The 25,698-nt window shown below is 55.6% G+C and carries 21 protein-coding genes and 2 tRNA genes; 13 read left to right on the top strand and 10 right to left on the bottom strand.

The window, feature by feature from the left end; genetic code table 11:
- Nucleotides 1-43 precede the first annotated feature (43 nt).
- The 3 genes from ACOSDR_RS12850 to ACOSDR_RS12840 form a co-directional block, all read right to left on the bottom strand.
- Nucleotides 44-128: transfer RNA gene (locus ACOSDR_RS12850), tRNA-Leu, on the bottom strand.
- 137 nt (nt 129-265) lie between these two features.
- Nucleotides 266-511 (bottom strand): hypothetical protein, encoded by a 246-nt coding sequence (locus ACOSDR_RS12845; protein ID WP_420731534.1) that lies wholly within the window; start codon nt 509-511, stop codon nt 266-268.
- Nucleotides 512-647: 136 nt separating this feature from the next.
- Nucleotides 648-2,183, bottom strand: coding sequence for an NAD(P)H-hydrate dehydratase (locus ACOSDR_RS12840; protein WP_420731533.1), 1,536 nt, complete (start codon nt 2,181-2,183; stop codon nt 648-650).
- Nucleotides 2,184-2,281: 98 nt separating this feature from the next.
- On the opposite strand from ACOSDR_RS12840, the gene ACOSDR_RS12835 reads away from it, so the two are divergent.
- Together ACOSDR_RS12835 and mnmD are read left to right on the top strand one after the other, a co-directional pair.
- The gene (locus tag ACOSDR_RS12835; protein WP_420731532.1) at nt 2,282-2,827 is read left to right on the top strand and encodes a hypothetical protein; all 546 of its coding nucleotides are present in this window, start codon (nt 2,282-2,284) and stop codon (nt 2,825-2,827) included.
- A 222-nt stretch (nt 2,828-3,049) separates the two neighbouring features.
- Nucleotides 3,050-5,008, top strand: a complete 1,959-nt coding sequence (gene mnmD, locus ACOSDR_RS12830; protein ID WP_420731531.1) for a tRNA (5-methylaminomethyl-2-thiouridine)(34)-methyltransferase MnmD — start codon at nt 3,050-3,052, stop codon at nt 5,006-5,008.
- Between the two features lie 5 nt (nt 5,009-5,013).
- On the opposite strand, the gene ACOSDR_RS12825 is transcribed toward mnmD, so the two are convergent.
- A complete protein-coding gene (locus ACOSDR_RS12825; protein WP_420731530.1) occupies nt 5,014-6,198 on the bottom strand; it encodes a glycosyltransferase family protein in 1,185 nt (394 codons plus the stop codon).
- 436 nt (nt 6,199-6,634) lie between these two features.
- Here ACOSDR_RS12825 and ACOSDR_RS12820 point away from each other — a divergent pair, with 436 nt between their 5' ends.
- Together ACOSDR_RS12820 and ACOSDR_RS12815 are read left to right on the top strand one after the other, a co-directional pair.
- Nucleotides 6,635-8,017 carry a toll/interleukin-1 receptor domain-containing protein gene (locus ACOSDR_RS12820; RefSeq protein WP_420731529.1) on the top strand — a complete coding sequence of 461 codons (1,383 nt, stop codon included), beginning with the start codon at nt 6,635-6,637 and terminating at the stop codon, nt 8,015-8,017.
- The gene (locus tag ACOSDR_RS12815) at nt 7,941-9,548 is read left to right on the top strand and encodes a hypothetical protein (RefSeq protein WP_420731528.1); all 1,608 of its coding nucleotides are present in this window, start codon (nt 7,941-7,943) and stop codon (nt 9,546-9,548) included. Before ACOSDR_RS12820 ends, ACOSDR_RS12815 begins: the two co-directional genes overlap by 77 nt.
- Before the next feature lie 52 nt (nt 9,549-9,600).
- On the opposite strand, the gene ACOSDR_RS12810 is transcribed toward ACOSDR_RS12815, so the two are convergent.
- Nucleotides 9,601-9,677: transfer RNA gene (locus ACOSDR_RS12810), tRNA-His, on the bottom strand.
- A 137-nt stretch (nt 9,678-9,814) separates the two neighbouring features.
- On the opposite strand from ACOSDR_RS12810, the gene ACOSDR_RS12805 reads away from it, so the two are divergent.
- Both ACOSDR_RS12805 and ACOSDR_RS12800 read left to right on the top strand, forming a co-directional pair.
- Nucleotides 9,815-10,984: a pyridoxal phosphate-dependent aminotransferase gene (locus ACOSDR_RS12805; protein ID WP_420731527.1), complete on the top strand. Its 1,170-nt coding sequence runs from the start codon at nt 9,815-9,817 to the stop codon at nt 10,982-10,984.
- Nucleotides 10,985-12,654: 1,670 nt separating this feature from the next.
- On the top strand, nt 12,655-12,846 hold the full coding sequence (locus ACOSDR_RS12800; RefSeq protein WP_420723853.1) for a (2Fe-2S)-binding protein: 192 nt from the start codon (nt 12,655-12,657) through the stop codon (nt 12,844-12,846).
- Between the two features lie 178 nt (nt 12,847-13,024).
- On the opposite strand, the gene bfr is transcribed toward ACOSDR_RS12800, so the two are convergent.
- On the bottom strand, nt 13,025-13,501 hold the full coding sequence (bfr, locus tag ACOSDR_RS12795; protein ID WP_420723852.1) for a bacterioferritin: 477 nt from the start codon (nt 13,499-13,501) through the stop codon (nt 13,025-13,027).
- Between the two features lie 219 nt (nt 13,502-13,720).
- On the opposite strand from bfr, the gene uvrA reads away from it, so the two are divergent.
- A complete protein-coding gene (gene uvrA / locus ACOSDR_RS12790) occupies nt 13,721-16,573 on the top strand; it encodes an excinuclease ABC subunit UvrA (protein ID WP_420731526.1) in 2,853 nt (950 codons plus the stop codon).
- Between the two features lie 3 nt (nt 16,574-16,576).
- Here the strand turns inward: uvrA and ACOSDR_RS12785 are convergent, their stop codons facing one another.
- Nucleotides 16,577-16,987, bottom strand: a complete 411-nt coding sequence (locus ACOSDR_RS12785; protein WP_420731525.1) for a rhodanese-like domain-containing protein — start codon at nt 16,985-16,987, stop codon at nt 16,577-16,579.
- An 82-nt stretch (nt 16,988-17,069) separates the two neighbouring features.
- The gene (locus ACOSDR_RS12780) at nt 17,070-18,254 is read right to left on the bottom strand and encodes an endonuclease/exonuclease/phosphatase family protein (RefSeq protein ID WP_420723849.1); all 1,185 of its coding nucleotides are present in this window, start codon (nt 18,252-18,254) and stop codon (nt 17,070-17,072) included.
- Nucleotides 18,255-18,484: 230 nt separating this feature from the next.
- On the opposite strand from ACOSDR_RS12780, the gene ACOSDR_RS12775 reads away from it, so the two are divergent.
- A complete protein-coding gene (locus ACOSDR_RS12775) occupies nt 18,485-18,874 on the top strand; it encodes a DUF805 domain-containing protein (protein WP_420731524.1) in 390 nt (129 codons plus the stop codon).
- 39 nt (nt 18,875-18,913) lie between these two features.
- Here ACOSDR_RS12775 and ACOSDR_RS12770 read toward each other — a convergent pair whose 3' ends face one another.
- Entirely contained in the window at nt 18,914-19,303 is a 390-nt protein-coding gene (locus ACOSDR_RS12770) for an acyl-CoA thioesterase (protein ID WP_420723847.1), read from the bottom strand.
- 88 nt (nt 19,304-19,391) lie between these two features.
- On the opposite strand from ACOSDR_RS12770, the gene parE reads away from it, so the two are divergent.
- Both parE and ACOSDR_RS12760 read left to right on the top strand, forming a co-directional pair.
- The gene (gene parE / locus ACOSDR_RS12765; protein WP_420731523.1) at nt 19,392-21,380 is read left to right on the top strand and encodes a DNA topoisomerase IV subunit B; all 1,989 of its coding nucleotides are present in this window, start codon (nt 19,392-19,394) and stop codon (nt 21,378-21,380) included.
- 93 nt (nt 21,381-21,473) lie between these two features.
- The gene (locus tag ACOSDR_RS12760; RefSeq protein WP_420731522.1) at nt 21,474-22,052 is read left to right on the top strand and encodes a hypothetical protein; all 579 of its coding nucleotides are present in this window, start codon (nt 21,474-21,476) and stop codon (nt 22,050-22,052) included.
- Here the strand turns inward: ACOSDR_RS12760 and ACOSDR_RS12755 are convergent.
- Nucleotides 22,049-22,591 (bottom strand): hydrolase, encoded by a 543-nt coding sequence (locus tag ACOSDR_RS12755; RefSeq protein ID WP_420731521.1) that lies wholly within the window; start codon nt 22,589-22,591, stop codon nt 22,049-22,051. The genes ACOSDR_RS12760 and ACOSDR_RS12755 overlap by 4 nt on opposite strands.
- Before the next feature lie 196 nt (nt 22,592-22,787).
- Between ACOSDR_RS12755 and ACOSDR_RS12750 the strand changes: the two genes are divergently transcribed.
- The 3 genes from ACOSDR_RS12750 (at nt 22,788) to ACOSDR_RS12740 (ending at nt 25,654) form a co-directional block, all read left to right on the top strand.
- Nucleotides 22,788-24,431: a DEAD/DEAH box helicase gene (locus ACOSDR_RS12750; RefSeq protein ID WP_420731520.1), complete on the top strand. Its 1,644-nt coding sequence runs from the start codon at nt 22,788-22,790 to the stop codon at nt 24,429-24,431.
- A gap of 121 nt (nt 24,432-24,552) precedes the next feature.
- Nucleotides 24,553-24,792, top strand: coding sequence for an Lrp/AsnC ligand binding domain-containing protein (locus ACOSDR_RS12745; RefSeq protein ID WP_420723842.1), 240 nt, complete (start codon nt 24,553-24,555; stop codon nt 24,790-24,792).
- A gap of 7 nt (nt 24,793-24,799) precedes the next feature.
- Nucleotides 24,800-25,654 carry a C40 family peptidase gene (locus tag ACOSDR_RS12740; protein WP_420731519.1) on the top strand — a complete coding sequence of 285 codons (855 nt, stop codon included), beginning with the start codon at nt 24,800-24,802 and terminating at the stop codon, nt 25,652-25,654.
- Nucleotides 25,655-25,698: the final 44 nt, after the last annotated feature.

Raw genomic sequence — 25,698 nt, 5'->3', positions numbered from 1 at the left:
ATACCCGACGAAATGATCCAAGCGCCTGACCTTTTAGGGTCGGTGGTGCGGGCGAAGGGACTCGAACCCCCACAGGTTGCCCTACCAGAACCTAAATCTGGCGCGTCTACCAATTTCGCCACGCCCGCACTGCTCGGACCGTTCTTTCCGAAAACGGATCGCGCGCTCCGACCGTTGCCGAAGCGCGCGCGTCATAGCAAACGCGGTACCCCGCGTCAAAGCGTCAATTCCAGTAAAGTCGCACTATTCTGTGGAATTGGTCCGTTCAGGCGACGCTTTGCGGGTATGTTTCATTGAAAGTGGCAAGCGAAAGAACCTTTGTACCAGCAGGATACACTGCGTGGGACTGTGTATGTTCCACGGTCAGTTCATAGCGCACATGCGGAATTCCAAAGCCATCAGAGGCAATTCCCAAAACTTCCGCAGTTTCGACGGCTCTGTTGTTCAGGCGTCGAAAAAAGGACCGCCCAACCGCGACACGATCCTGTGAAACAGCTTTCCGAAAAAACATGTTCCAACCTCTCAAAAAACTCGCCGAAAACCCGAAAAAGTCTCAGCGAAACGCCCCTGGATAGTTTTTCATCAAAAACATGATATAGGTCAATCCTTTACAAAACGTAACTAAATTAAATTCGAGACAATTGTTACTAAATGACTGTCTGCGATTGAATCTTTTCAATCGCAGTTGGCAACAGGCTGGGCAGATCGCTGGCAATCAGTCCTGGCCCAAAGGCAGCAGCAGCAGCCGCATGGACATAAGTCCCAGCACAGGCCGCGGCAAAGACCGACATGCCGCCGGCAACAAATGCCGCAATAGTGCCTGCCAGAACATCCCCGGCCCCCGCTGTTGCAAGACTGGCGGGCGCATTTCCGTTGATCACGGCATAGCCTGCCGGGTCCGCAATGACCGTGTCATAGCCCTTTAGCAGAACCGTCGCCCCTGACCGTTCTGCCGCACGCCGCGCCCGATCCAGTTTGTTGGGAACATCAGCAAGGTCTGGGAACAATCGCCGGAACTCCCCTTCATGAGGCGTCAGCAGTACCGGACCCCTAATCGCATCAAACAAGGTCTGAGGTGAAGATTCGAAAAGAACCAGTGCATCCGCATCAATAATCGCGGGACGACCATCCCTTAACACAGCCAGAACCTTTTCATGCGACCCTGCGGCTATCACCCCCAGGCCCGGCCCAATCACGGTACATCCAATACGCGGATCTTCCAGCACTTCTATGAAGGCACGGGTATCCTTGACGGACCGAATGACGGCACTTTCCAGGGCAAGGCGATACAGCGGCCCCTGCTGAACGGGCGCTGCGACCGTGACAATACCGGCGCCGGCGCGTTGTGCCGCGCGGGTTGCCAGAAACGCAGCACCCAGCAATTCTGCACCACCTGCGACCAGAACATGGCCACGATTGTATTTATGGGATGTCGGCGATACACGCGGCAGCGCCCGGGCCCATAGGGACGGATGATTGAGCGCCAGCTTCGGATCAACCTTATCCAGAACAGTGTCTGGAATACCGATATCAGCGATCACAAAGTCTCCACAGGCCACGCGGCCGGGCAGCAGCCAATGCCCCGCCTTTCCCCGAAAGAATGAAATTGTGGCCGTTGCCTGTGCCAATCCCCCGGATCGTATTTCACCGCTATCGCCGGAAACGCCGCTGGGCATATCAATGGCAATGACCGGCACGTCACCAATCGCCGCCAGTGTAGCAGCTGCCACACCGTCAATGTCACGATTAAGACCAGCACCAAATACCGCATCAACCACCAGGGTCGCATCCGTCAGAATGTCTGGGCCCAATGCTTGACAGGGCCCGGCATAATCCGCTGCCGCCAGGGCTGCATCGCCTGTCAGGGCGTCCCTGTCCCCCAACAGCCCCACGCGCACCGTCCAGCCGCGATCTGCCAGCAAGGACGCAACGACAAAGCCATCCCCCCCATTATTTCCCGGTCCACACAGGACGGCGACAGTGCCGGGATCATATCGATCAACGATAGTGCGCATAACCGCCCCCCCGGCCGCGCGCATTAAATCATATCCCGGTATCCCGCCATCGATTGCCAGACGATCCGCCTGCGCCATCTCCCCCACGCCCAAAAGGCAGCATTTGCGCCAGGCATCAGCGTCCAGCGAGTCCGGCAAAATCGTCAGTAAGGTATCCATATCTGTCATTGGTATAGTCTTACGCAAATAGGGAGGTATTGAAATCCTTTCGACGCGACCCTTACTTTAATTTACGTGATACAGAATTTCAGGAAAGAAAAACGATCATGCGATTTACCCGCCCTCGTCTCGCCTTCCTGACGCTGGTGGCGTTGTTTTTGGCGGCCTGTGACCAGACCGTTCCGAAAACCGTTGTAATCTATGCCAGCACGACCGGCAGCTATGCCCCGCTGCAATCGGTCGCACAAGCGGGCAACAGCGTTCCTGTTTATGCCTTTGCTGCGCCCTTGCGCAGCGACCAGGCCCTCGCCCAAGCCGTTTCGGATATGTTAGCGCAAAAAGACCCAAACCTGCGTTTTCGTGGCGGCGGCGATACCCTGCCCTGGGACAGCACAGATACTCGCATCCTGATCTTGAACGACATGCCCACGGGCTATTCCGGGATATCGGCCTGCCAGGGAAAGCCCTATGAGCCGGTGGAACAGGATGATGCATTGACCTTCAACATGATCGTCTGTGAGGGATCGGACCTGCTGGTGCAGGTGATGGGCACTCTACCCCGCACGTCCTCGAACCTGACAGCACAGTATGATGAGTTGATCAAACAGACATTGCCTACGGTGCTGATCAAAGAAGATCACAGTCCCAAATAAGGCCCACACTGATCGTCACGCAAAAAACATCGCAGAGTCAGAAACTTGTAACACCCAAGCGATACTACTGGGCCATCGACCAACCGCTCTCCCCCGAACCCCATTGGGCGAGAGCACACTGGCGACGCAACGACCGATGCCGATGAGATTAAGTGTAGGCAGAAGATCGTAGCGTCGTTTTTTTTTGCCTGAACGCCTTTGGCTGGGCATATCATCCAGGCAATGACGACATCCGGACCTCCATCACAGTCTGAACCTTCCCCCCTTTCAGCAATCGATTGGCGGGACGGCACGCCCTATGCCAGCCGTTTTGATGATCTGTACTTTTCCGCCGATGATCCCTGTGGAGAGGTTCAACATACCTTTCTGAATGGCACGGATTTCGAAACCCTGTGCCAAAAGCCAAAGCTGACCGTGGCGGAAACGGGCTTTGGCACCGGATTGAACTTTCTGGAGGCTTGGGCTGTGTGGGAGAGTACAGCCTCACCCGGATCAACGCTTGATTTCGTCTCCGTCGAAGCCTTTCCGATGCCCCGCGCGGATTTGGCCCGCGCCCATGCAACCTTTCCCCAGCATGCAAGCCGTGCCGCGGCTCTGCAGCACCAATGGCCAGGCGCCCTGCCCGGCGCGCACAGGCTGACCTTCGCCACCGGTCGTGTGCGCCTGTTATTGCTGATCGGCGACGTTGCACAGCAATTCCAACAGCATCAATTTCAGGCTGATGCATGGTTTCTGGATGGTTTCGCCCCGGCAAAGAATCCAGACATGTGGCGACCGGAAGTCTTTGACCACATCGCGCGATTAAGTGCACCGGGTGCGCGGCTTGCCACATTCAGTGCGGCAGGCATTGTAAAGCACGGCCTGCGTACGGTTGGATTTCAGGTTGAAAAGAGACCCGGCTTCGGGCGCAAACGCCACTGCCTGTCCGCACGACTGTCCCAAGCGCCAAAACAGGGCCCCGTATCTGACCCCTGGTATGTGCTGCCGCCGCCGGTTCCCAAACAGGCGCGCATGGCTGTGATCGGGGATGGCATTGCGGGCTGTGCGATGGTGCACGCCCTGCGCCTAGCCGGGCGCGATCCAATCCATATTGGCGGAATGAACAGCCGTGACTATGCCGCCAGCCGTCTGCCCCGCGCCGTGATCTCCCCAAAGCTGGTGCGCGGCGATCAACCCTTCCCGGTTTTCTGGCGTCAGGCCTTTCTGGATGCCATCCGCGTCCTGGACGGGCTGGACGGGCTGGACGGCGATATCTGGAAGGGCCCCCGTGGCGTTCTGATGCCTGCGGGGTCGGACACCCTGAAAGATCAGCAGGACCAATTGCTGCAGTATCTGAATTGGCCGCTGGATGATCTAAGGCCCGTTTTAGCTGACGAAGCCAGCGATCTTCTAGGACGTCCCTGCCCAGGTGGCCTGTATGTCCCAAAAGCCGGAACCATCGATCCACAGGCCCTGTGCCGCGCCCTTACCCCCCCGCCAACCTTGCGGGCCGATATCACCCGGATCGCGCGACACGAAGACCAATGGCGACTGAGTGATACCAATGGCGATACGGTCTGCCGGGCAGATACCGTCATTCTGGCCTGTGGCCCTGGCGCAGTACCATTGCTGCCCGATCTTCAAGATGGGTTTGGCCTGCGCATCGGATCGGGGCAATTGTTCACTGCCGACAGCCAGGCCCAACAGGGATGCGCCGTGATGGCCGATGGGTATGTCACAGCCATCGAGCCGGACGGACGCCTGACCGCCGGATCGACAATGCAGGGCATGCAAAGCCTGGGGCCGGTTCCCATCGACCCGGCGCAAACAACAGCATTGCAGCAGCGATTGGGCACGCTGCTGCCCAGCATTGAGGATAAGACGCTGACCCCCTGGACCGGATTGCGCTGTGATACGGTGGACCACCTGCCGCTCTGTGGGCCGGTACAGGATATCACCGCCTTTGAGGGATTATATGGTGGGCTGAGGCAGGGAAAACCGCCCAGTCGAATGGACCCCGCACACTATCTGCCAGGGCTCTATACGCTGACAGGTCTTGGCTCCCGCGGGTTTCAGGCGGCGTTTCTGCTGGCAGACCACTTAACCGCTCTATTGGACGGCCGGATCAGCCCCCTGCCCGCCGCGACGGCTGATGCATTGCTGCCCTGCCGCTTCCAAATCAGACTGCTGCGCAAGGGCTAGTCCCCTTATGCACCCCAAAACGACTTGCCCAGAGACTCCAGCATCGCATCCACCCGCTGGGCCCATGTATGGGTCGTCGCATAATGCGGCAGCGCGCGGTGTCGGATTGTGTCCATCTCCTCAGCCCCCCGGTCGAATATCGCAGACAGCGCCGCATCAATCTGGCCGCTGTCATAAGGCATAAAGCCGATCCCCAGATCCTGCTCGACCTCCGCCGCCAGAAAACGGGACGGCTCCGTCAGGATATAGGACCCCCGGCTTTGGCCATAGAACACCCGCTCATGCGCGCCATTGCGGAAACTGGGGCTGACATCGATTACCACCTTGGCCGCCCGCATGAAATCCAGGATATCCAGGAATGGTACCTTTCCGTGGGCTGTAATATTCGCGCCCATCTTCAAATCCGCACCGGGCTGAACCTCACCACAGTAATGCACATTCTTGTGGGTGATGGCGGCCAGCAGGTCGCGCCGCCGCCCGGCGATCAACTGTGTCTCCAATTCCAGAACCAGCGCCGCGCGACGCTCCCGCGACAGGTCCAGCCCGGCTGCCTGACATTCCAGCCCAACCACCGACCACAGGCTTTCCGTGCCGGTGCGACAGCGCTCCAATGCCTTGTCCAGCACCCCCTTAACCGCCGCATCGCCGCCGGATGCCGCCTTCAGCCAACTGGCCGTCGTATGGGGGGACGACACATTGCCGACGATCAGGACATCAATCACCCGGTCGCTCCAGTCCGGCTGGTCCTGCAGCGGGGCGGGCCCGGCATGGGGAAAGAAAACGCTGCCCTGGCCCGGCGCGTCAAAGGCGGTCAGGATGTCATGAAAATCATCATCCACCACGCCGATCAGCCCCAGATTGGGAAACTGCTTCAACTCCGCCAGTTTCCGCAGGGGCGAATCGGTCAGGAAGGAAAACCGGGGCAGTGACCAGGCATCATAGATCGACTGGCCCGCAGTATTGTGGTTCTGACTAAGATTGGTATCCAAAAAGAATCGCCGCCCCTTGAACAGGGCCAGGTCCGACAATTGCCCCTTAAACAGCGACGGATTGGGAAATTCACTATGCAGATGCTCCGTCACCAACACGTCGCGCGCCCGCAACGCATCGGCAATATCAATCTGCATCGTCTCGACAGACGCAAAGGGCGCATAGTTATTGTTAGACAGGCATCGGATCGTCTTAAGCATGGTTTCCTTCCCGAATGCCCAAGGTGGCATCGATAATCAGGATAGCTGAGTCTCTGAGGGAAAAGGAAAAATGGGGTATTATTAAAAAGTTATAAACAACAATAATATCAACTTTTTCGATGGTTAACACTTGTTTGATTATAACCCTCGCACCGACTTTAATCTGTCACACCTCACGATAGTACCGTTTCCTAACAGAAAATCTGGCCTTCCCTTACCCTTTTATAAGCTCGCCCTTAACCAACACCATTAAGTGGCGAAGTGAAGCATTGTATTTCTAAGACCTCAGTTCACAAAAACTATGTGGATGCATAGAACTTCGGCTGAACCAAAGAAATGACTCGATTCGAAAACCGAATCACTTGTTACTTATGATTACCTATAGATGCTGTCGCCTAACAAGATCCACACCTACCAAACAGTCTGAGACACAAACATGAGAACAAAGCTGTTTATTAGTCATGCGACACCGCACGATAACGAATTTTCAATATGGCTGGCCTCACGGCTGACGTTGGCAGGTTATTCGATTTGGCTAGACCGCAGAGCTCTGCTTGGTGGAGAAGATTTTTGGGACGAGATTGAGCAGACCATACGTCACGATGCGATTAAGGTGTTGGTTGCTGTCACCCCTGTTGCGGTGACTAGACCAGGTGTAAAAAATGAAATCGCCTTGGCTACGGCAACCGCTAGGGCCAATAACCTTCCAAACTTCCTTGTCCCGATGCGAGCGGGACCAATTGACTGGAACGATTTTCCAGTCGAATTCATCCGCGTCAATGGAATTGACTTCAACAATAATTGGGGCGCTGGACTTGTCCAACTGCTGGAAATGCTAGCTCGAGACGGCGTTCCAAAGTCCCCTAGTGTTAACGCCGCTGCGTTGGACCACTGGCGGCAGTGCCAAACAGTGAAAGCCAACACAATTCTACAACAGCCTGAAACGCTGATCGCCAACAGGATCGGTATCGACACCTTCCCTAAAACACTTCGTATCTACGAGCTAAAGCGCCCACTTCGTGAACCCGGAGAGATGACGAGGATCGCGAAGCAGTGCCCAATCCCTTGCTTTAGCTTCGGTCGCCAACTAATTTCGTTTGCCCAACTTGACGAATTGCAGGATGCGTTAGGACCAGAAACTCCGATTCGAACTCGTTCCGAAGTCGACACGGAGGATTTTCTATCGGGCGAGATGCAATCGCCAAATATTGAAGAGCGTGACGCTTGGAACCTAATGTCGTCTCTGATTCGGAAAGCTATCAACGTCCAACTGAAAAAGCGTGGGCTCAATAGTAGGCCATTGGCGAACGGAGAGCTTTCGTGGTGGTTCCCAGAAGGCTTACTCGACAAAGACAAATTGTACTTTGTTGATACCGATGGGCGACGAACATTTCGAGCCGTGTGCGGACGGCAGAAGAACAAGAAATGGTATTTAGGTTTCACCCTAAAGCCCAGCATCGGTATGTCCGATTACATAACACTCAGACCAAGAGTTATGGTCGGAGATCAGGACGGAGTTCTTTTGCCCGATGGCAAACAAATGAACAACGCAAGAAAACGGGTCTGCAAGAATTGGTTTAACAACCGATGGAGAGCTCAAACCGTTGGATTCGTCGACTGGCTCAAGCAAAAAAGCGAATCTCCAATGATTCCTGTCTCAGAGACGGAAGCCATTGTACTGAGCGCGCAACTTATGGAGTTCGAGTCGCCTGTTGCCATCATATTGGGAGACACTCCAATCAGTGATGATGATGAAGCACAAGAACGCCAGAGCGATCCTGGCTTCAAGCCTATCAATGACAACGATGATGAGGACTGATAGCATGATCGCAAGGCTTACTCTTACGGTGATCCCAGAGCCTGAACTAGAGTTTGCAAATTCGGAACGGTCTGAATACGCTAAGGATGGGCTTTTCCTTTTCGGTCCAACAGAGGACGCAGGAAAGCCCAAATCACTTCGATTTGGCGTGATTGGTACGTCTGAAGGGATCAGATACTTCCATGATTGGGCCAATTCGATTCGAGGCTACATCCCTGCCTACGACGCAACCAAGGCGCATCACTTTGCATTCCCTGGCTTTGAGGCTACGTTTGGTACTGTGTTTCCAGAAAAACCACTGGCGACATTGACCGTGAAAAAGTCTGAAATTGATCTCGCAGTTCGGTTAGTCCATGCCTACGAACGAGTTAGAACCACGGTACAGATTTACGCTAACGAGCTTATCAGGCACAACAGAGAAGAGGACGAACATCCAGACTTTTGGTTCGTTGTGATCCCAGAGATCGTATATAAGCGGTGCCGGAAAGAGAGCACGGTCCCCTTTCCTGACCGTATTCAGGGGCAGCAGACGACCTCTATGCATCAAGCAAAGAGGCTCCTTACGTCCCCTGACCTTTTTGCCGACGTGAATCAGGCAGCAGAGCTTTATCTCTTCGAGAACAACTTCCACAACCAACTAAAAGCCGTACTCTTAGGTAAAACCGTTGTTCAAGTTGTCAGAGAGACAACTCTCGCTCCAGACATGCCCGCCAACATTAACGACTACGGGTTTCGAATTCGCAATGTGCAAGACGACGCGACCATTGCATGGAACCTTTGTACTACCGCCTTCTTCAAAGCGCAGGGAAAGCCTTGGAAAATTGCTGATGTCAGACCCGGCGTCTGCTATGTGGGCATTGTGTTCAAGAAAGTCGATATGGATGCGCACGATGGAAACGCTTGTTGCGGCGCGCAACTCTTCCTGAACTCTGGAGATGGACTCGTTTTCAAAGGGGCAGTAGGGCCGTGGTACTCGGAAACAGATAGAGAGTTTCATCTCAAAGACGGAAAGGCCCGTGAGTTGATGGAAACTGTTATAAGTGCCTATACTAGAAGCCACGGATCACCCCCAATTGAGGTCTTCATCCATGGTCGGGCACGGTTCAGCCGCGAAGAATGGACTGAGTTCCAAGAAGCCATCCCGTCTGGAACCAAGCTCACCGGTATCAGGATAAGCAACGGAAACGACCTAAAGCTTTTTCGCCTCGGCAAGCACCCCCCGCTGCGCGGCACGTTCTATAAGGTTCACGAAAGACTCGGATATCTCTGGACCAGAGGATTTATTCCGAGATTGGCAACCTATCCAGGATGGGAGGTTCCAAACCCAGTGTCCGTGAGAGTTGACTGGGGCGAGGCAGATATTCAGCATGTTGCAAAAGATATTATGGCGCTTACAAAGGTGAACTTTAACGCGTGCTTGTTTGGGGATGGCCTTCCGGTGACACTCAGGTTTGCTGACGCTGTAGGAGAGATTCTCACTGCTGCACCAGACATTACAGATGCTCCCCTGCCGTTCCGGTACTACATCTAATCCGAAGTATGGCTGAACTACACAGCCCTTAAGCATACAAAAAAAGGAAAAATGGGGTGGCTGATGGGGCTTGAACCCACGACCTCCGGAATCACAATCCGGCATTCTAACCAGCTGAACTACAGCCACCACCGTGAAAATCTGACCGCCTGTGGATCAGACCCTCGTAACGGCGTCGCTTTTACGTGTTCCCCCCTTTCCCGTCAAGCGATGCGGGCTTATGGTTTGGCACAAACTGTCATCATCCTTTCATGAAAGAGCCTGCCATGCTGACCCTTGCTTCCGGAATGAGCCGTCTTGGCACCGAAACCGCCTTTGATGTTCTGGCAAAAGCCAATGCCCTGGCGGCCCAGGGCGCGGATATGATCAATCTGGGGATCGGCCAGCCGGACTTCCCCACGCCGCCCCATATCGTCGATGCCGGGATCAAGGCACTGCGCGATGGGCATCATGGCTATACGCCCGCCAATGGCATCCCACCGCTGAGGGAGGCTGTCAGCCGCGATCTGCACCGTCGCCATGGCGTGGAGATCGATCCGGCGCGAATCGTTGTCGTGCCCGGTGGCAAGGTGACGATGTTTTTCGCCATGCTGATGTTTGGGGAGCCTGGGGCGGAAATCATCTATCCCGATCCCGGATTCCCGATTTATCGCTCCGCCATTGATTTCACTGGGGCGAAGGCCGTGCCGCTGCCGCTGAGGGAGGAGAATGGCTTTGCCTTCTCTGCCGAAGAATTGCTGTCCCTGATCACGCCGCGCACCCGCCTGATCATCATCAACAGCCCCGCCAACCCGACAGGCGGCGTCACACCGGTTGAGGAGATGGACAAGCTTGTCGCGGGATTGGCCAATCATCCCGCTGTCGCGATCATGTCCGACGAGATTTATTCCTGCATGCTGTATGACGGGCGTCAGCACCGCTCCATCCTGACCTATCCGGAAATGGCGGATCGCGCCATCATGCTGGATGGCTGGTCCAAGACCTATGCCATGACCGGCTGGCGCGCCGGGTTCGCCGTCTGGCCCGAAGCACTGGCAGAAAAGGCGACGCGGTTGGCGATCAATGACCATTCCTGTGTCAATGCCGCCACCCAATATGCCTGTATCGCCGCCCTGGATGGCCCACAGGATGCTGCTATCGCAATGGTTCAAGCCTTTGACGAGCGCCGCCGCGCCACAGTAGACGCCCTGAATGCCCTGCCCGGTGTCAGCTGTATCGAGCCTGGCGGGGCCTTCTATGCCTTCCCCAATATCAGCAAGACCGGAAAATCCGCCAAGCAGATGCAGAACGACCTGATCGAACAGGCCCATGTGGCAACCATCGCCGGCACCAGCTTTGGCGCCTACGGAGAGGGCTATCTGCGTGTCTCCTACGCCAATTCAAAGGAAAACATCCTAAAGGCCATTGATCGCATTGGGGATTATCTGGCGGGGTGAGCCCCCTATAGCCGGCTGTACCGGAAACACCCAAAACATCCCCGTCACCCCCGCACAGGTGGTTATCCAGGGCCACACGCACAAATCGCGCCTGCCGCCCTGGACCCCGGATCACGACCGGGGTGACGATGTATCAACAAATGCACCCTCACCCTGAGGAGCGTAGCGTCTCGAAGGGGGAGCCCGCTGTAAGCACCGCATTTCCAACGCCTCCTTCGAGACGGCGCTATCGCGCCTCCTCAGGATGAGAATGGGACCTCCCCTCCCCGTCATACTCGCGCAGGCGGGTATCCAGGGCCACACGCACCAATCGCGCCTGCCGCCCTGGACCCCGGATCAGGTCCGGGGTGACGATGTGTCAGATAAATGCACCCTCACCCTGAGGAGCGTAGCGTCTCGAAGGGGGAGCCCGCTGGAAGCACCGGACTTACAGCCCCTCCTTCGAGACGGCGCTATCACGCCTCCTCAGGATGAGAATGAAGCGGAAGGTCAGACGTGCAACGCCATAACGCGCCATCCCCTCAGCGTCCTTCGCGCCTTCTCTGCGCTCTTTGCGGTTAATCTTTACCATCTCGTCACACACGCGTAGGCGGGTACCCTGAGCCACAAACACCAATCGCGCCTGCCGCTCTGGACCCCGGATCAGGTCCGGGGTGACGATGTATCAGACAAATGCACCCTCACCCTGAGGAGCGCAGCGTCTCGAAGGGGGAGCCCACTGGAAGCACCGCACTTACAGCCCCTCCTTCGAGACGGCGCTATCGCGCCTCCTCAGGATGAGAATGGGACCTCCCCTCCCCGTCACCCCCGCGCAGGCGATTATCCAGGGCCACACGCACCAATCGCGCCTGCCGCCCTGGACCCCGGATCACGTCCGGGGTGACGATGTGTCAACAAATGCGCCCTCACCCTGAGGAGCGCAGCGTCTCGAAGGGGGAGCCCGCTGTAAGCACCGGACTTACAGCCCCTCCTTCGAGACGGCGCTATCGCGCCTCCTCAGGATGAGAATGGCACCCCACGCCCCGTCATATTCGCGCAGGCGGGTATCCAGGGCCACACGCACAAATCGCGCCTGCCGCCCTGGACCCCGGATCACGACCGGGGTGACGATGTATCAACAAATGCACCCTCACCCTGAGGAGCGCAGCGTCTCGAAGGGTGAGCCCACTGTAACCACCGCACTTACAGCCCCTCCTTCGAGACGGCGCTATCGCGCCTCCTCAGGATGAGAATGAAGCGGAAGGTCAGACGTGCAACGCCATAACGCAGCATCCCCTCCGCGTCCTTCGCGCCTTCTCTGCGCTCTTTGCGGTTAATCTTTACCATCTCGTCACACCCGCGCAGGCGGGTACCCTGAGCCACAAGCACCAATCGCGCCTGCCGCCCTGGACCCCGGATCAGGTCCGGGGTGACGATGTATCAACAAATGTACCCTCACCCTGAGGAGCGTAGCGTCTCGAAGGGGGAGCCCACTGTAAGCACGCATATACAGCGCCTCCTCAGGATGAGTGTGCGACCTCCCATCCCCGTCATACGCGCGGGCGGGTCTATGGAGCCAAATGAAACGCTGCTTTTGAATGGCTGAAACAGAAAATATTCTAAAAAATGCGATTGACAATCATTCTTAACATCATCATCTTTCTAATACGCGATGTGTGAAAGGACGGATTATGTTTGTGTGTGTGTGCAACGCGATCGGTGACAAATGCGTATCCAAGGCCATCAATGATGGTCATTGCGATCCGGACGCCGTTTATGAGGCTCTGGGCGTCGCGCCGCAATGCGGTCAATGCGTAGAAACCATAGAAGAAATGATTTTCGATCACCGTTGTAAATCACGCATGCCGGTCGCGGCGGAGTAATCAGATGTTTCTGGTCAAATCCATGAGCAAATGGGTCTCCTTGGCGGAACGACTGACCAAAGACAATGCCCATTCTGAACAGGCGGACACGAAAACACAGCACGCGAAAGACCCGCGTGCCCTTCCTGAGAAGTCGCCTTCAAAACACTGATACCCTGACGCTTAGACCAGAACCCGTTCAGGAGTTATCGAACATCTGTTCCTGAAGATAATTCTGAAGGCCGGTCTGATTGATCAGATGCTGTTGAGTTTCCAACCAGTCGATATGTTCTTCGGTGTCATCCAGGATTTTGCTGAAAATGATCCGGGATACATAATCCTGGTTTTCCTCGCACACGACAATGGCGGCCTTCAATTCGGTCTGATTCGTCGTTTCCAGTCCCAGATCACTTTCCAGCATTTCCGGTACCGTCTGACCGATCCTTAAGCGTCCCAGATCCTGCAGATTGGGCAGGCCATCCAGCAACAGCACACGTTCGACAATCAAGTCCGCGTGCTTCATCTCACCAATGGACTCTTCATATACCGTTTCGGCCAGGCGCTTGAAGCCCCAGTCTTTCAGCATGCGGGCGTGCAGGAAATACTGATTGATCGCAGTCAGCTCATTCTTCAAAATCTTGTTCAAATGCTCAATGACGGCTGGGTGACCCTTCATTGCTCTCTCCTTCACGAAAACTTTTCACCAAACTCTGTACCTAGATGACCATAGGATCGCTGAAATAGCATCCCCTTTGTCGAAAAATTTTGGTCATCCCGGAACAATGCCGCGCTGCAGCAAGTAATTTCCATCATCCGCAGATCAAGACTCGAAGTTCCCCCTTGGGCAGCCTATATTCCCTCTCTTCCGACGATGAAAATCCAACAGCGGGGTTCCATGTCCAATACGACAATTTCCGTGCGCGGCGCACGTGAGCACAATCTAAAGAATGTGGATGTCGACCTGCCCCGGGACAAACTGGTGGTGATCACGGGGCTCAGCGGGTCTGGAAAATCCTCGCTGGCCTTTGATACGATCTATGCCGATGGTCAGCGCCGCTATGTCGAAAGTCTGTCTGCCTATGCGCGGCAATTCCTGGAAATGATGCAGAAGCCGGACGTGGATCTGATCGAAGGGCTGTCGCCGGCAATCTCCATTGAACAAAAGACAACTTCGAAAAACCCGCGTTCCACCGTCGGCACCGTAACCGAGATTTATGACTATATGCGCCTTCTCTGGGCGCGGGTGGGTATCCCCTATTCCCCGGCAACAGGCCTGCCGATTGAAAGCCAGACGGTCAGCCAGATGGTGGATCGCATCATGGATATGGGCGACGGCAAGCGGCTGTATCTGCTGGCCCCGCTGGTGCGCGGGCGCAAAGGAGAATACCGCAAGGAATTCGCTGAACTGCAGAAGCGCGGCTTCCAGCGCGTGAAAGTCGATGGCAAATTCTATGAGATCGAAGAAGTCCCCGCCCTGGACAAAAAGCTGAAGCATACGATTGATGTGGTCGTGGACCGCGTTGTCGTGCGCGATGACCTGCAATCGCGCCTGGCCGATTCGATAGAGACTGCCTTGCAGATTTCAGATGGATTGCTGTTCGCAGAAAATGCCGATGATGGCGACCAGGTGATCTTTTCAGCCAAGTTCGCCTGCCCGGTCTCCGGCTTTACGATTGAGGAGATTGAGCCGCGTCTGTTCAGCTTCAACAATCCCTTCGGTGCCTGCCCGACTTGTGACGGTCTGGGCACGGATATGGAATTTGATGTTGAACTGATCGTGCCCGACAAGACGAAATCTCTTTGGCAGGGTGCCATTGCGCCCTGGTCGACCTCGACTTCCCCCTATTACAAGCAAACACTGGAAGCTATTGCACGGCACTACAACGCCTCCCTGAAAACGCCCTTTGGGGAATTGGATGAGAAGGTTGCGACCTGCATCCTGCATGGCAGCGGCGACGAGGAAATCGAGTTTAGGTACGACGACGGCCTGCGCTCTTACAAGACCACCAAGCCGTTCGAAGGCGTTATCCCGAATATGGAACGTCGCTTTCGGGAAACAGAATCCAGCTGGTCCCGGGAAGAACTGGCAAAGTATCAGGCTGTCACCCCCTGCCCGGCCTGTAACGGCTATCGCCTGAAGGCAGAAGCCCTGGCCGTGAAGGTCGGCGGCTGTCATATCGGCGAAGTCTCTCAAATGTCGATTGCTGAGGCTGGAACCTGGTTTTCCGCCCTCAACGAGCAACTAAGCGAGAAGCAGAAAGAAATCGCCTATCGCATCCTGAAAGAGATTAATGAGCGATTGGGATTCCTGAACAATGTCGGCCTGGACTATCTGGCGCTCAGCCGGAATTCGGGCACATTGAGCGGTGGGGAAAGCCAGCGCATCCGACTGGCCTCGCAAATCGGGTCGGGCCTGACAGGCGTTTTGTATGTGCTGGACGAACCCTCTATCGGCCTGCACCAGCGGGACAATGATCGCTTGCTGGAGACGTTGAGGCGCCTGCGGGACCTGGGTAATACCGTGATCGTTGTGGAACACGACGAAGACGCCATTCGCGCCGCCGACTATCTTGTCGATATGGGCCCCGGCGCGGGCATCCATGGCGGCCATGTCGTGGCGGCGGGGACCCCTCAGGAAGTGCTGGCCAATCCCAACAGCCTGACCGCGCAATATCTGACCGGGGCCCAGGAAATCGCGATCCCCAAGACGCGCCGCAAGGGGCACAAGAACCAGTTCTTGAAAATCTTTGGTGCCAGGGAAAACAACCTGCAAACCGTGGATGCCACGATCCCACTGGGCACCATGACCGTGGTGACCGGGGTCAGTGGATCGGGCAAATCAACCCTGATCATTGAAACCATGCAGCGGGCTTTGTCGCGCAGCCTTATGGGAGCACGGGCGCATCCCGGCCTGCATGACAAGATCGAGGGAACGCAATTCCTGGACAAGATCATCGATATCGACCAATCGCCCATCGGGCGCACGCCACGCTCTAACCCGGCGACCTATACCGGTGCCTTCTCCCCCATCCGGGACTGGTTCTCCGGCCTGCCGGAAGCCAAGGCGCGGGGCTATCAGCCCGGACGCTTCAGCTTCAACGTCAAAGGCGGCCGCTGTGAGGCCTGCCAGGGCGATGGCATGATCAAGATCGAAATGCACTTCCTGCCCGACGTCTATGTGCAATGCGACCAATGCCACGGCCACCGCTATAACCGCGAGACGCTGGAAATCAAATATCGCGACAAGTCGATCGCCGATGTGTTGGACATGACCGTTGATGAAGGTGCGGATTTCTTCAAGGCCGTCCCCGCCATCCGCGACAAGCTGATCACGCTGCAACGGGTCGGCCTGGGCTATATCAAGGTTGGGCAACAGGCGACCACCCTGTCTGGTGGGGAGGCTCAACGGGTTAAGCTGGCCAAGGAATTGTCTAAGAAAGCGACCGGCCGCACGCTCTATGTGCTGGACGAACCCACCACGGGCCTGCATTTCCATGATGTGCGCAAACTGTTGGAAGTGCTGCAAACCCTTGTTGACAGCGGCAATACGATTGTTGTGATCGAACACAATCTGGAAGTCATCAAATGCGCCGACTGGATCATTGATCTGGGCCCGGACGGCGGCACCAGAGGCGGCGAAATCGTCGCCCAAGGCACCCCGGAAGAGATCATCAAGGTCGCCCGATCCCACACCGGCACCTATCTGGCACCCTATCTGAACAAGGCCTCTCAGAAGAAGGCGGGGTGAGGATTACCCCTCTTTAGGCTTCGGACCCACAATAGGGCCGCCGGATTCCATCCAGGATTTGAAACCATCGGTGATATGGGCGACATTTTGCATGCCCATATCCTGCAAGGTTGCGACCGTGATGGCAGACCGCCAGCCTGAGGCGCAGTGGAAGATAAAGGTCTTATCCTCCCCAAAGATCGGCTTGAAATAAGGGCTGTCGGGATCGACCCAGAATTCCACCATGCCGCGCGGGCAATGGAAGGCATTTTCAATATATCCAATCCGCTCCCGCTCTCTGGGGTCGCGCAGATCGACAATCACCACGTCATCGCGCTGTGCCATTTCAATCGCTTCGGGCGCATCCACCTCGCGAATGCGGGCCTTGGCGTCGGCAACCATCTGGGCGCTTGTCATTTTCAAGGGTTGGGGCATGGGGGTCCTCCGGTTTCTTGCCAGAAACCCTAGACCAGGACCCCACGTAAAAAAAGCAGCCTGTTTGGCAAACGCTCTCCCCTTACTCTTTCAATTTTTCCAGATAGGCATCGCTGAAGTCGATTTCTAATTCAACCCATAAAGGCAAGTGATCGCTGGCGTGGAAGGTGCGCCAATCATCCATATAATAGTCCTTGAGATCGGTATCACTGTCGAGGCGAGCGCTCCACATTGCGATATTATCCTGTGCCGTCTGCAGTTTTTTCTGCCAGCGTGTGGTTGCCGCAGATGACAACTCACCCGCATCCAACTTCCCCTGTGCCTCCGCTTGCTCTTCCGCGAAACCTGCCAGTTTATCGCGAATGGTCTCTTTGACTCGTGCACGATGCGCCGGGAAATCTTCTTCCCTAAAAATGCAGTCAAAGAATTGAAAAACATCATGAAAATGATCTGGATTTGCGGGGCGCAATTCGTCCTTGCGCGTCAGAAAGGAAATCTGATCATAGAATTTTGTCTGATCCTTGGTGCTGCCCTTGTGATTAAGAGCGACCGTAAACCCATTTTTCTCCAGCGCGTTAAAGCCATCGCTGCCCGCTGCCTTGATGTTAAAATCACCGACCAGAATATAGTTTGAATCCGATGCCTTGGCCCGCTTCTTCAGGAACTTGGCGATGCCATCAATTTCCGAAACCCGGCGTCGGTACTTCTGTCCGGAATCATTGCCGAAGTAGATATGAACCGTTGCGAATTCAAATTTGAACCATCCGGCCTGGAATGCACACATAAAGGGGGTGCGGGAAAATTGCAGCGTGCGCTCCCCATCCTTGATCAATTGCGAGTCCGGCAGGACAATCTCCCCCGCCACGCCCTTGAATTGAACCTTACGGGTGTCATAGACGAAGCCCAACCGCTCCCCATTGCCCCCCGTGCCTTCGGTCACATCGGTGATGATGTAATCATACCAATGCCCCAGCAACCGCATCAGTTCCTTCAATGGCTGTAAGTCGTCGCATATCTCCTGCAGCGCAATGACATCGAACCGGGCGCAGATTTCGGCGATATAGGTGAAATCCTCCAGAGTCCGATAGCCATTGCCAAAGCGATTGTCGTCGAAATTGCGCAAATTCCAGGTGCCCAGAATCAGCGTTCGGGAATCTGTGCGTTCTGGAATATTGGCATCCAATGCAGCGCGCAAACGCTCAATCCCCGCAATTGTACGTCGACGATCCACCTGGTTCATGGTTTTCAAAGGATGATAAAACGGCATGGCCCACCCCATTCGCTGACGTTTTCACTGTGATTATATCAGAAAAACGCGAAAAGGTGGTATTTATGAATTATTACAGTTTTGGTTAGGATCTCGGCATTTCTCTAACCCTAATTCTGAACCCCACCTGTTTTAAAAATAGTGAATATGAATAAAATACAATCACTGTTGATCTTTTAAAGATAAACAATGTAGCATCAGAACACCATGGCATTGGGGAGGACAAAACCATGAATTACGCACTGCAACCACTGAAGAAATACGCAGATTTTTCAGGCCGCGCCCGCCGTAAAGAATTCTGGCTGTATTATCTTTGTTTTATGGTTGCCACTATTATCGTAACGATTTTCGATATGGTGGTTGGTACCTATGACTATCAGTACAGTGTCGGCCTGTTTTACGTCATATTCTCGCTCGGTGTTTTTATCCCAACACTTGCCGTCTCCGTCCGTCGACTGCATGACACAGATCGCCGCGGATGGTGGTATCTTCTGATCTTTATTCCAATTCTGGGCGGGCTCGCGCTGTTGGTCCTGTTCTGCCTTAACGGTACGGAGGGCCCCAACAGATTCGGGCCAGACCCAAAGACGGAGACTGTCGAAGACCTGCAACCAGCCTAGGACCAGCATATGTGGGTATAGGCCAAAACGAACGCCGGCCTATTCCGACATCGGGCGGGGTTTGCGGTCACTGCCGATGGACACATAAGTATAAGTCCCCTCCGTCACCAACACCCGTTCCATGGTTTCGCTGCGCAAGGCCCATGTTTGAATATTGACCGAAATGGACGTCCGGCCTTTCTTTAAAATGCTCGTGTAACAACACACGACATCGCCAACAAAGACCGGCAAATAAAAGGTCATCGTATCGACAGCGACCGTGACCACGCGTCCCTTGGCGCAGTCCCGCGCGGCGATGCCCCCAGCGACATCCATCTGAGACAGGACCCAGCCCCCGAAAATATCGCCCGCAGGGTTTGTATCAGCGGGCATAGCGATTGTGCGAATCTGCAATTCACCGCGCGGAGTCGCCTTGGAATCAGTGGTCATCTCTGTCAAATCCTATATCTTGTGGTTAAATGCCATTCGCTACACTCTATAAGCTTGCGAGCGCCCGTCCAGCCCGTATAATGACACTATGAGCGACCTATTCCAAAGCACTGTTAAGCAGCAAGACGACTATTCCGCCAAGGACATTGAAGTTCTTGAGGGATTGGAGCCTGTGCGCCGCCGCCCCGGCATGTATATCGGGGGCACGGACGAGCGCGCCTATCACCATCTGGTCGCCGAAGTCCTGGACAATTCCATGGACGAAGCTGTGGCCGGTCACGCCAGCCGGATCGAATTGGAACTGTCCGAAGACGGGTCCTGCACGGTCCGGGATAACGGGCGTGGCATCCCGATTGATCCGCATCCGAAATACAAAGATAAATCCGCGCTGGAAGTCATCCTGACCACGCTGCATTCCGGGGGTAAGTTTTCCGGCAAGGTCTATGCCACATCGGGCGGCCTGCACGGGGTTGGGGTTTCTGTCGTAAATGCCCTGTCCCAGAGCCTGATGGTTGAAGTTGCCAGAGACCGCGTTGTCTATCGCCAGTCCTTCAGCCGCGGCCTGCCCCTGGGCAAGCTGGAAAAAGTTGGAGACGCCCAGAACCGGCGCGGCACGACGATCACCTTTACCCCGGATACAGAGATTTTCGGCACCAAGATTCACTTTGAACCGGAACAGCTTTATCGCATGGCGCGGTCCAAAGCGTATCTGTTCAAAGGGGTGGAGATTCGCTGGTCCTGCCCCGCCTCCATGTTGCGGGAAGGATCAGAGGTTCCACAAAAGGGTGTCCTGCATTTCCCCGGTGGCTTGAAGGACTATCTGACCTATACGCTGGGCGACCGGGTCACCATAACACCGCGCGCCTTTGCCGGAGCCTGGAAGGCCAGCGATGGCGTCGGCCAGATGGAATGGGCGATGCATTGGCCCGCCGATGGCGACGGCTTCTGCCACACCTATTGCAACACCGTGCCAACGCCCCAGGGCGGCACCCATGAAAGCGCGATGCGTTCTGCCCTGGCGAAATCATTGCGGGCCTATGGTGAATTGGTTGGCAATAAGCGCGCCACACAGATCACCGGCGATGATATCACGGGCGAAGCCAGCATCATGCTGTCAGTCTTTATCCCCGATCCGCAATTCCAGGGTCAAACCAAGGAAAAACTGGTCTCCGCCGATGCCGGTAAGATGGTGGAACCGGCGCTGAAGGATCGCTTTGACCATTGGCTGGCGGAAGATCCCGCCTCTGCCAATGACCTGCTGGAGCGAATTCTGGAGCGGGTGGATGAGCGCCAGAAGCGCAAGGCCCAGAAGGAACAGCGCCGCAAAACCCCGACCCGCAAATTGCGCCTGCCGGGCAAACTGGCCGATTGCTCCTCTGAAAGTGCTGAAGGCACGGAAATCTTCCTGGTTGAGGGCGATAGCGCGGGCGGCAGTGCGAAACAGGCCCGGGATCGCAAGACCCAGGCGATCCTGCCAATGAAGGGCAAGATCCTGAACGTCGCCTCCGCCTCTGCGGATAAGTTAAAGCAGAATCAGGAACTTAAAGATATCATCCAGGCGCTGGGCTGTGGCACGCGGGCGGATTTCCAGTTGGACAAGCTGCGCTATGAACGGGTCGTGATCATGACCGATGCCGATGTCGACGGCGCGCATATCGCCTCTTTGTTGATGACATTCTTCTATCGCGAAATGGCGGGGTTGATCGAATCCGGGCGCTTGTTCCTGGCGCAACCGCCGCTGTATCGTCTAACCCAGGGCGGGAAGTCGGTTTATGCCATGGATGACGTGTCGAAAGACGCGCTGCTGAAATCTGAATTCAAACCGAATTCCAAGGTCGATATCAGCCGCTTTAAGGGACTTGGTGAAATGCCCCCGGCACAATTGCGGGAAACCACCATGGACCCGGCGCGTCGCACCCTGCTTCGCGTTCAATTGCCGGATCGCACACGCGATGACGAATTGGAAGAAAGCCGCCGCACCGCGCGGTTGGTGGAAACCCTGATGGGGAAAAAGCCGGAATTGCGCTTCCAATATATCCAGGATCACGCCCGCTTTATCGATGATCTGGACGTCTGATCGGGGATTTGACAGCACCCTGCCCTTGACGTGATCCATTCGACCGCCCAGATCGTTATTCTGTTGGGGGGCTCAATCCGAAAGGAAATCGATGTGATTCGTCTGACCTCCCGCATTGTCTCACTTCTCTGTGCTGCTATGATTCTAGCGTCTTGCGCTGGAACCGGGGCCACGGTTTACAAACAAAGCTATGCCGCGCTGTATCGCCAACAGGAAATCATCGCCAAGCATTACGAGACTGGGGTCAGCGTTGAGACAATCGGCAGTTTTGCGGGTATGTCCTCGCCAGATTTAGGCCAATCTGTGGCCAGCGCGATGGATCAACACAATGAAGGCCCGCCCCTGCGCTTTTACGCCAGAACAGTGGAAAACTGGGACAAGGATCATCATGCAGCGGTGTTGTTTCAGCCCGCCCCGGATGCCCTGGCCTTTAAGCTGTGTGACGGAACCGCCGTTTCCAGTGCGAAAGGCGATCCCAACACCGCCCTGCTGGCCTATTGCCGTTATGGCGAACCGTATAGCGACGTCTGGGTGACAATTCCTGCGGGCGCAAAGCCAGGGGACAAGGCCTTTGAAGATGCCTTTGCATTCGCAACGCGCATGCTTCTGCCTGTCAATCCAGAAGGACGGGATCGGTGCGATTTCAATTGCCAGCAGATGATTGGCAGTTAGGAAATCAATCCACGGAGGTCCTTGAATTCTGGTGTTCCGGCCTGGCCCAGCCACTCGAACACCACCATTTCCAGGGTGACAACGGGAATGCCTGCCTGTAACAGCCGCGCCTTTGCTGCCTGAACACTGTCGGGCGCCCTGCTGGATATGGCGTCACCGACGACAAAGACCTCATATCCGGCGGCGTGAAAACCCAGGGCGGATTGCAGGACACAGACATGCGCTTCAACCCCGCACAGCACCAGCTGACGCCGCCGCGACCGGCTTAAGGCCTCCGTTATCAGCGGTTCATCGGCACAGGAGAAATGGGTCTTGGCGAAAATCTCCACCTCTGTCAGGGCCGCTGCAAGGGGCGCAACGGAAGGACCCAGTCCTTTTGGATATTGTTCGCTGCACAAAACTGGGATTGAGAGACGCCGCGCGGCTTCGATCAGCTTCAAACTGGCGTTCAGCACATGGTCGCCCTGATGCATTACGGGTAGCAACCGTTCCTGAATGTCTATGACGCACAGCGACGCGCGTTCTCGTTTCATCAGCATTTTCGTCACTCCTGTTCCCAAAAGGCCCAAATATCGGTGAAAACGTAGCCTTCCGGCAACAGTTGGGCAACTCGCCGGGTAATTGCGGCCCCCTGATGTCGGCATAGATTGACAGGGTAAGCATGAGGCCTATAGTCCGCGGCAATCGAAAGCGCAGAAATCCCGGCCTTTTTGAGGGCCGACGAAGAAGGAAAGCATGACAACAACATTTGCAGATTTAGGTTTAAGTGATGCACTCCTGCGGGCCATTGCCGATGCAGGATATGAACATCCGACGCCGATCCAGGAAAAGGCAATTCCGTATGTCTTGATGAATCGGGACATTCTGGGTTGTGCCCAGACGGGAACTGGCAAGACGGCTTCCTTCACACTGCCAATGATTGATATTCTAAGCCAGGGCCGCGGCCGCGCCCGGATGCCACGCACGGTTATTCTGGAACCGACGCGCGAACTGGCGGCACAGGTTGCGGATAATTTTGAAACCTATGGCAAATACTGCAAACTAAACATGGCCCTGCTGATTGGTGGCGTATCGTTCAGTGAACAGGAAGCCAAGATCAACCGCGGCGTTGACGTTCTGATCGCAACCCCGGGCCGCCTGATGGACCATTGCGAACGCGGCAAGGTAATCCTGACCGACGTGAAAATTCTGGTCATCGACGAAGGCGACCGGATGCTGGATATGGGCTTTATTCCTGATGTGGAAAAGCTGGTATCCCTGATGCCGCCGCTACGCCAGACCTTGATGTTTTCCGCGACCATGCCGCCGGAAATTCGCAAGCTGGCCTCTAAATTCCAAAGCAATCCAAAAGAAATCACCGTATCCGCCCCGGCCAGCACCGCAGACACAATCGAACAACGCCTGCTGAAAGTGGATGGCCGCCAGAAACGCAAGGTTCTGTATCGCCTGCTGCAGGATAAAACCATTTCCAACGCGCTGGTTTTCTGTAACCGCAAGCGTGATGTCGCGACCCTGTATCGCGCCCTGGAAGAGGCTGGGATTTCATCTGGCGCATTGCATGGCGATATGGATCAGTACAAACGCCTGGAATGGCTTGAGAAATTCAAGAACAACGAAATCCAGGTTCTGGTCTGTTCCGATGTCGCCGCCCGAGGCCTGGACATCCCAAGCGTCAGCCACGTCTTCAATTATGACGTCCCGACCCATTCGGAGGATTATGTCCATCGCATCGGTCGCACGGGCCGTGCAGGACGATCCGGCATTTCAATTACACTGGCGACAGAATCGGAAATGCGCCTTGTCGGTGGTATTGAAAAGCTGATCGGTAAGAAAATTCCGGTTGTGACTGAGGTCACGGAAGCGTTGGGCAGCGATGCACCTGTCGACGAGACAAAAGCATCCCCCGAACAGCAAGAGGATGCACCATCACAAGACCGCCCCAAACGCCGGTCCAGATCACGCAGCAAGCGTGCCTCCGACGAACAGACAGAGTCGTCGCAGAGTGCATCGTCCAACGATGATGCCGGCAATCAAGATACAGGCGCCCAGAATTCAGGTGCCCAGGATCCAGCCTCGCAGGATCAACCCGAAGACAAAGCCCCCAGCCGCACCCGTGGCCAACGAGGACGAAGCCGGGCAAAATCTGACGATGCGTCCGAGTCTCCACGTCAGGGGCGCTCAAGTAATGATCGCACGGGCAATGACCGTCCGGCGAAGGAAAGTCAGTCGAAATCTGACTCAACCTCAAACCGCCAGGGTGGTCGTGGGCGGTCCCGCAATCCGGGCGTAGAGGCGAATGAAGATCCGCTGCCGGATATCTCTGATCAACCTTTTGGTAAGACAGAGCAGGTCCCGGCCTTTTTGCTGCGCGCACGATAATCCAAGTCCCTTAACAGGGTTTCACTTGCACCGGAACCCTGGTGCGGGGCATTCTTGTTTTGTCTGGTATTGCTGGTAATCGCCGGGCCGATTTTTGGATTGTTAGGAAAGTGAGTCATCCATGCGCACGCTCTTTGTTCAGGTAAAATGCGACCTTGGGGTCGCCTATACCACCGCTGCAGCCGCCATTGAGGAAGTGGAGCATGTGTCTGAGGTTTATTCGACGTCCGGACAATATGACCTGCTGATGAAATGCTATTTGCCGGAAGAGCTAGATGTCGGGCATTTTGTGACCGACCAGATTCAAAAACTGCCCGGTGTTCGCGATACTTTCACGACACTGGCCTTCAAGGCCTTCTGAGGCGGCGGTGGCTGAAACCGTATCGCCCTTACCGGATCGACGTCGCAATCTCTATCGCAGCGACCTTGCAGAAGCTGGCCTGGAAGGGGTTGTGCCCGCTGACCGCTATGTTACAGGTGCGCCAGCACGAATCTGCCAACCGATCGTCCCCGGCCGCCTGACGCCCAATCACGCAAAACCCCGAGACACTGAATTTTTAATGGGGGAACCTGTCCTGGTCTTTGACCGGGCCGATAATTTGGCCTGGGTTAAGTCCCAGCGCGATGGCTATGTCGGCTATATTGATCAGGGGGCACTGATATTCGGGGCACCTGCCCCAACCCACCGGGTCAACACGATCCGCAGTCATTTGTATCCCGCACCGGAATTGAAACGCTTCGCCCTTGCCGCATTGCCCTATGGTGCGCTGGTGACAGTGATTGATAGAACCGAAAAATGGGCGAAACTGGCCGATGGACAATGGGTTGCCCTGGCGCATCTGGTGCCGGTTTCACAAACAGCCAAGGACCCGGTTGCAGAAGCCATGCGGTTCCTGGGTGTCCCGTATCTATGGGGGGGCCGGTCCAGTGACGGAATGGACTGTTCCGCCCTGGTACAATTCGCATTGGAAGCCTGCGGCATCCCCTGCCCGCGCGACAGTGACATGCAGGAAGCAGAACTGGGCCGCGCGATTGACCGCGCAGACCTGCAGGCAACAGATTTAATATTCTGGCCAGGTCATGTAGGGATGATGATGGATCGTGACAGGATGATCCATGCCAATGCGACCGACATGGCTGTAAGGGTCTGGACCTTAAGCGATTTTGAGGCGCATATTATCCGCATCGAAGGCCATGAGATTCGCACGATTAAACGCCTGTAATGCCAAACGCCCGTAATGCTAAACGCCGATAATACAACTCTATA

Source organism: Hwanghaeella sp. 1Z406 (genome assembly GCF_048892425.1).
Classification (GTDB): domain Bacteria; phylum Pseudomonadota; class Alphaproteobacteria; order UBA8366; family Aestuariispiraceae; genus Pacificispira.
This window is presented reverse-complemented; position numbering and strand designations above follow the sequence as displayed.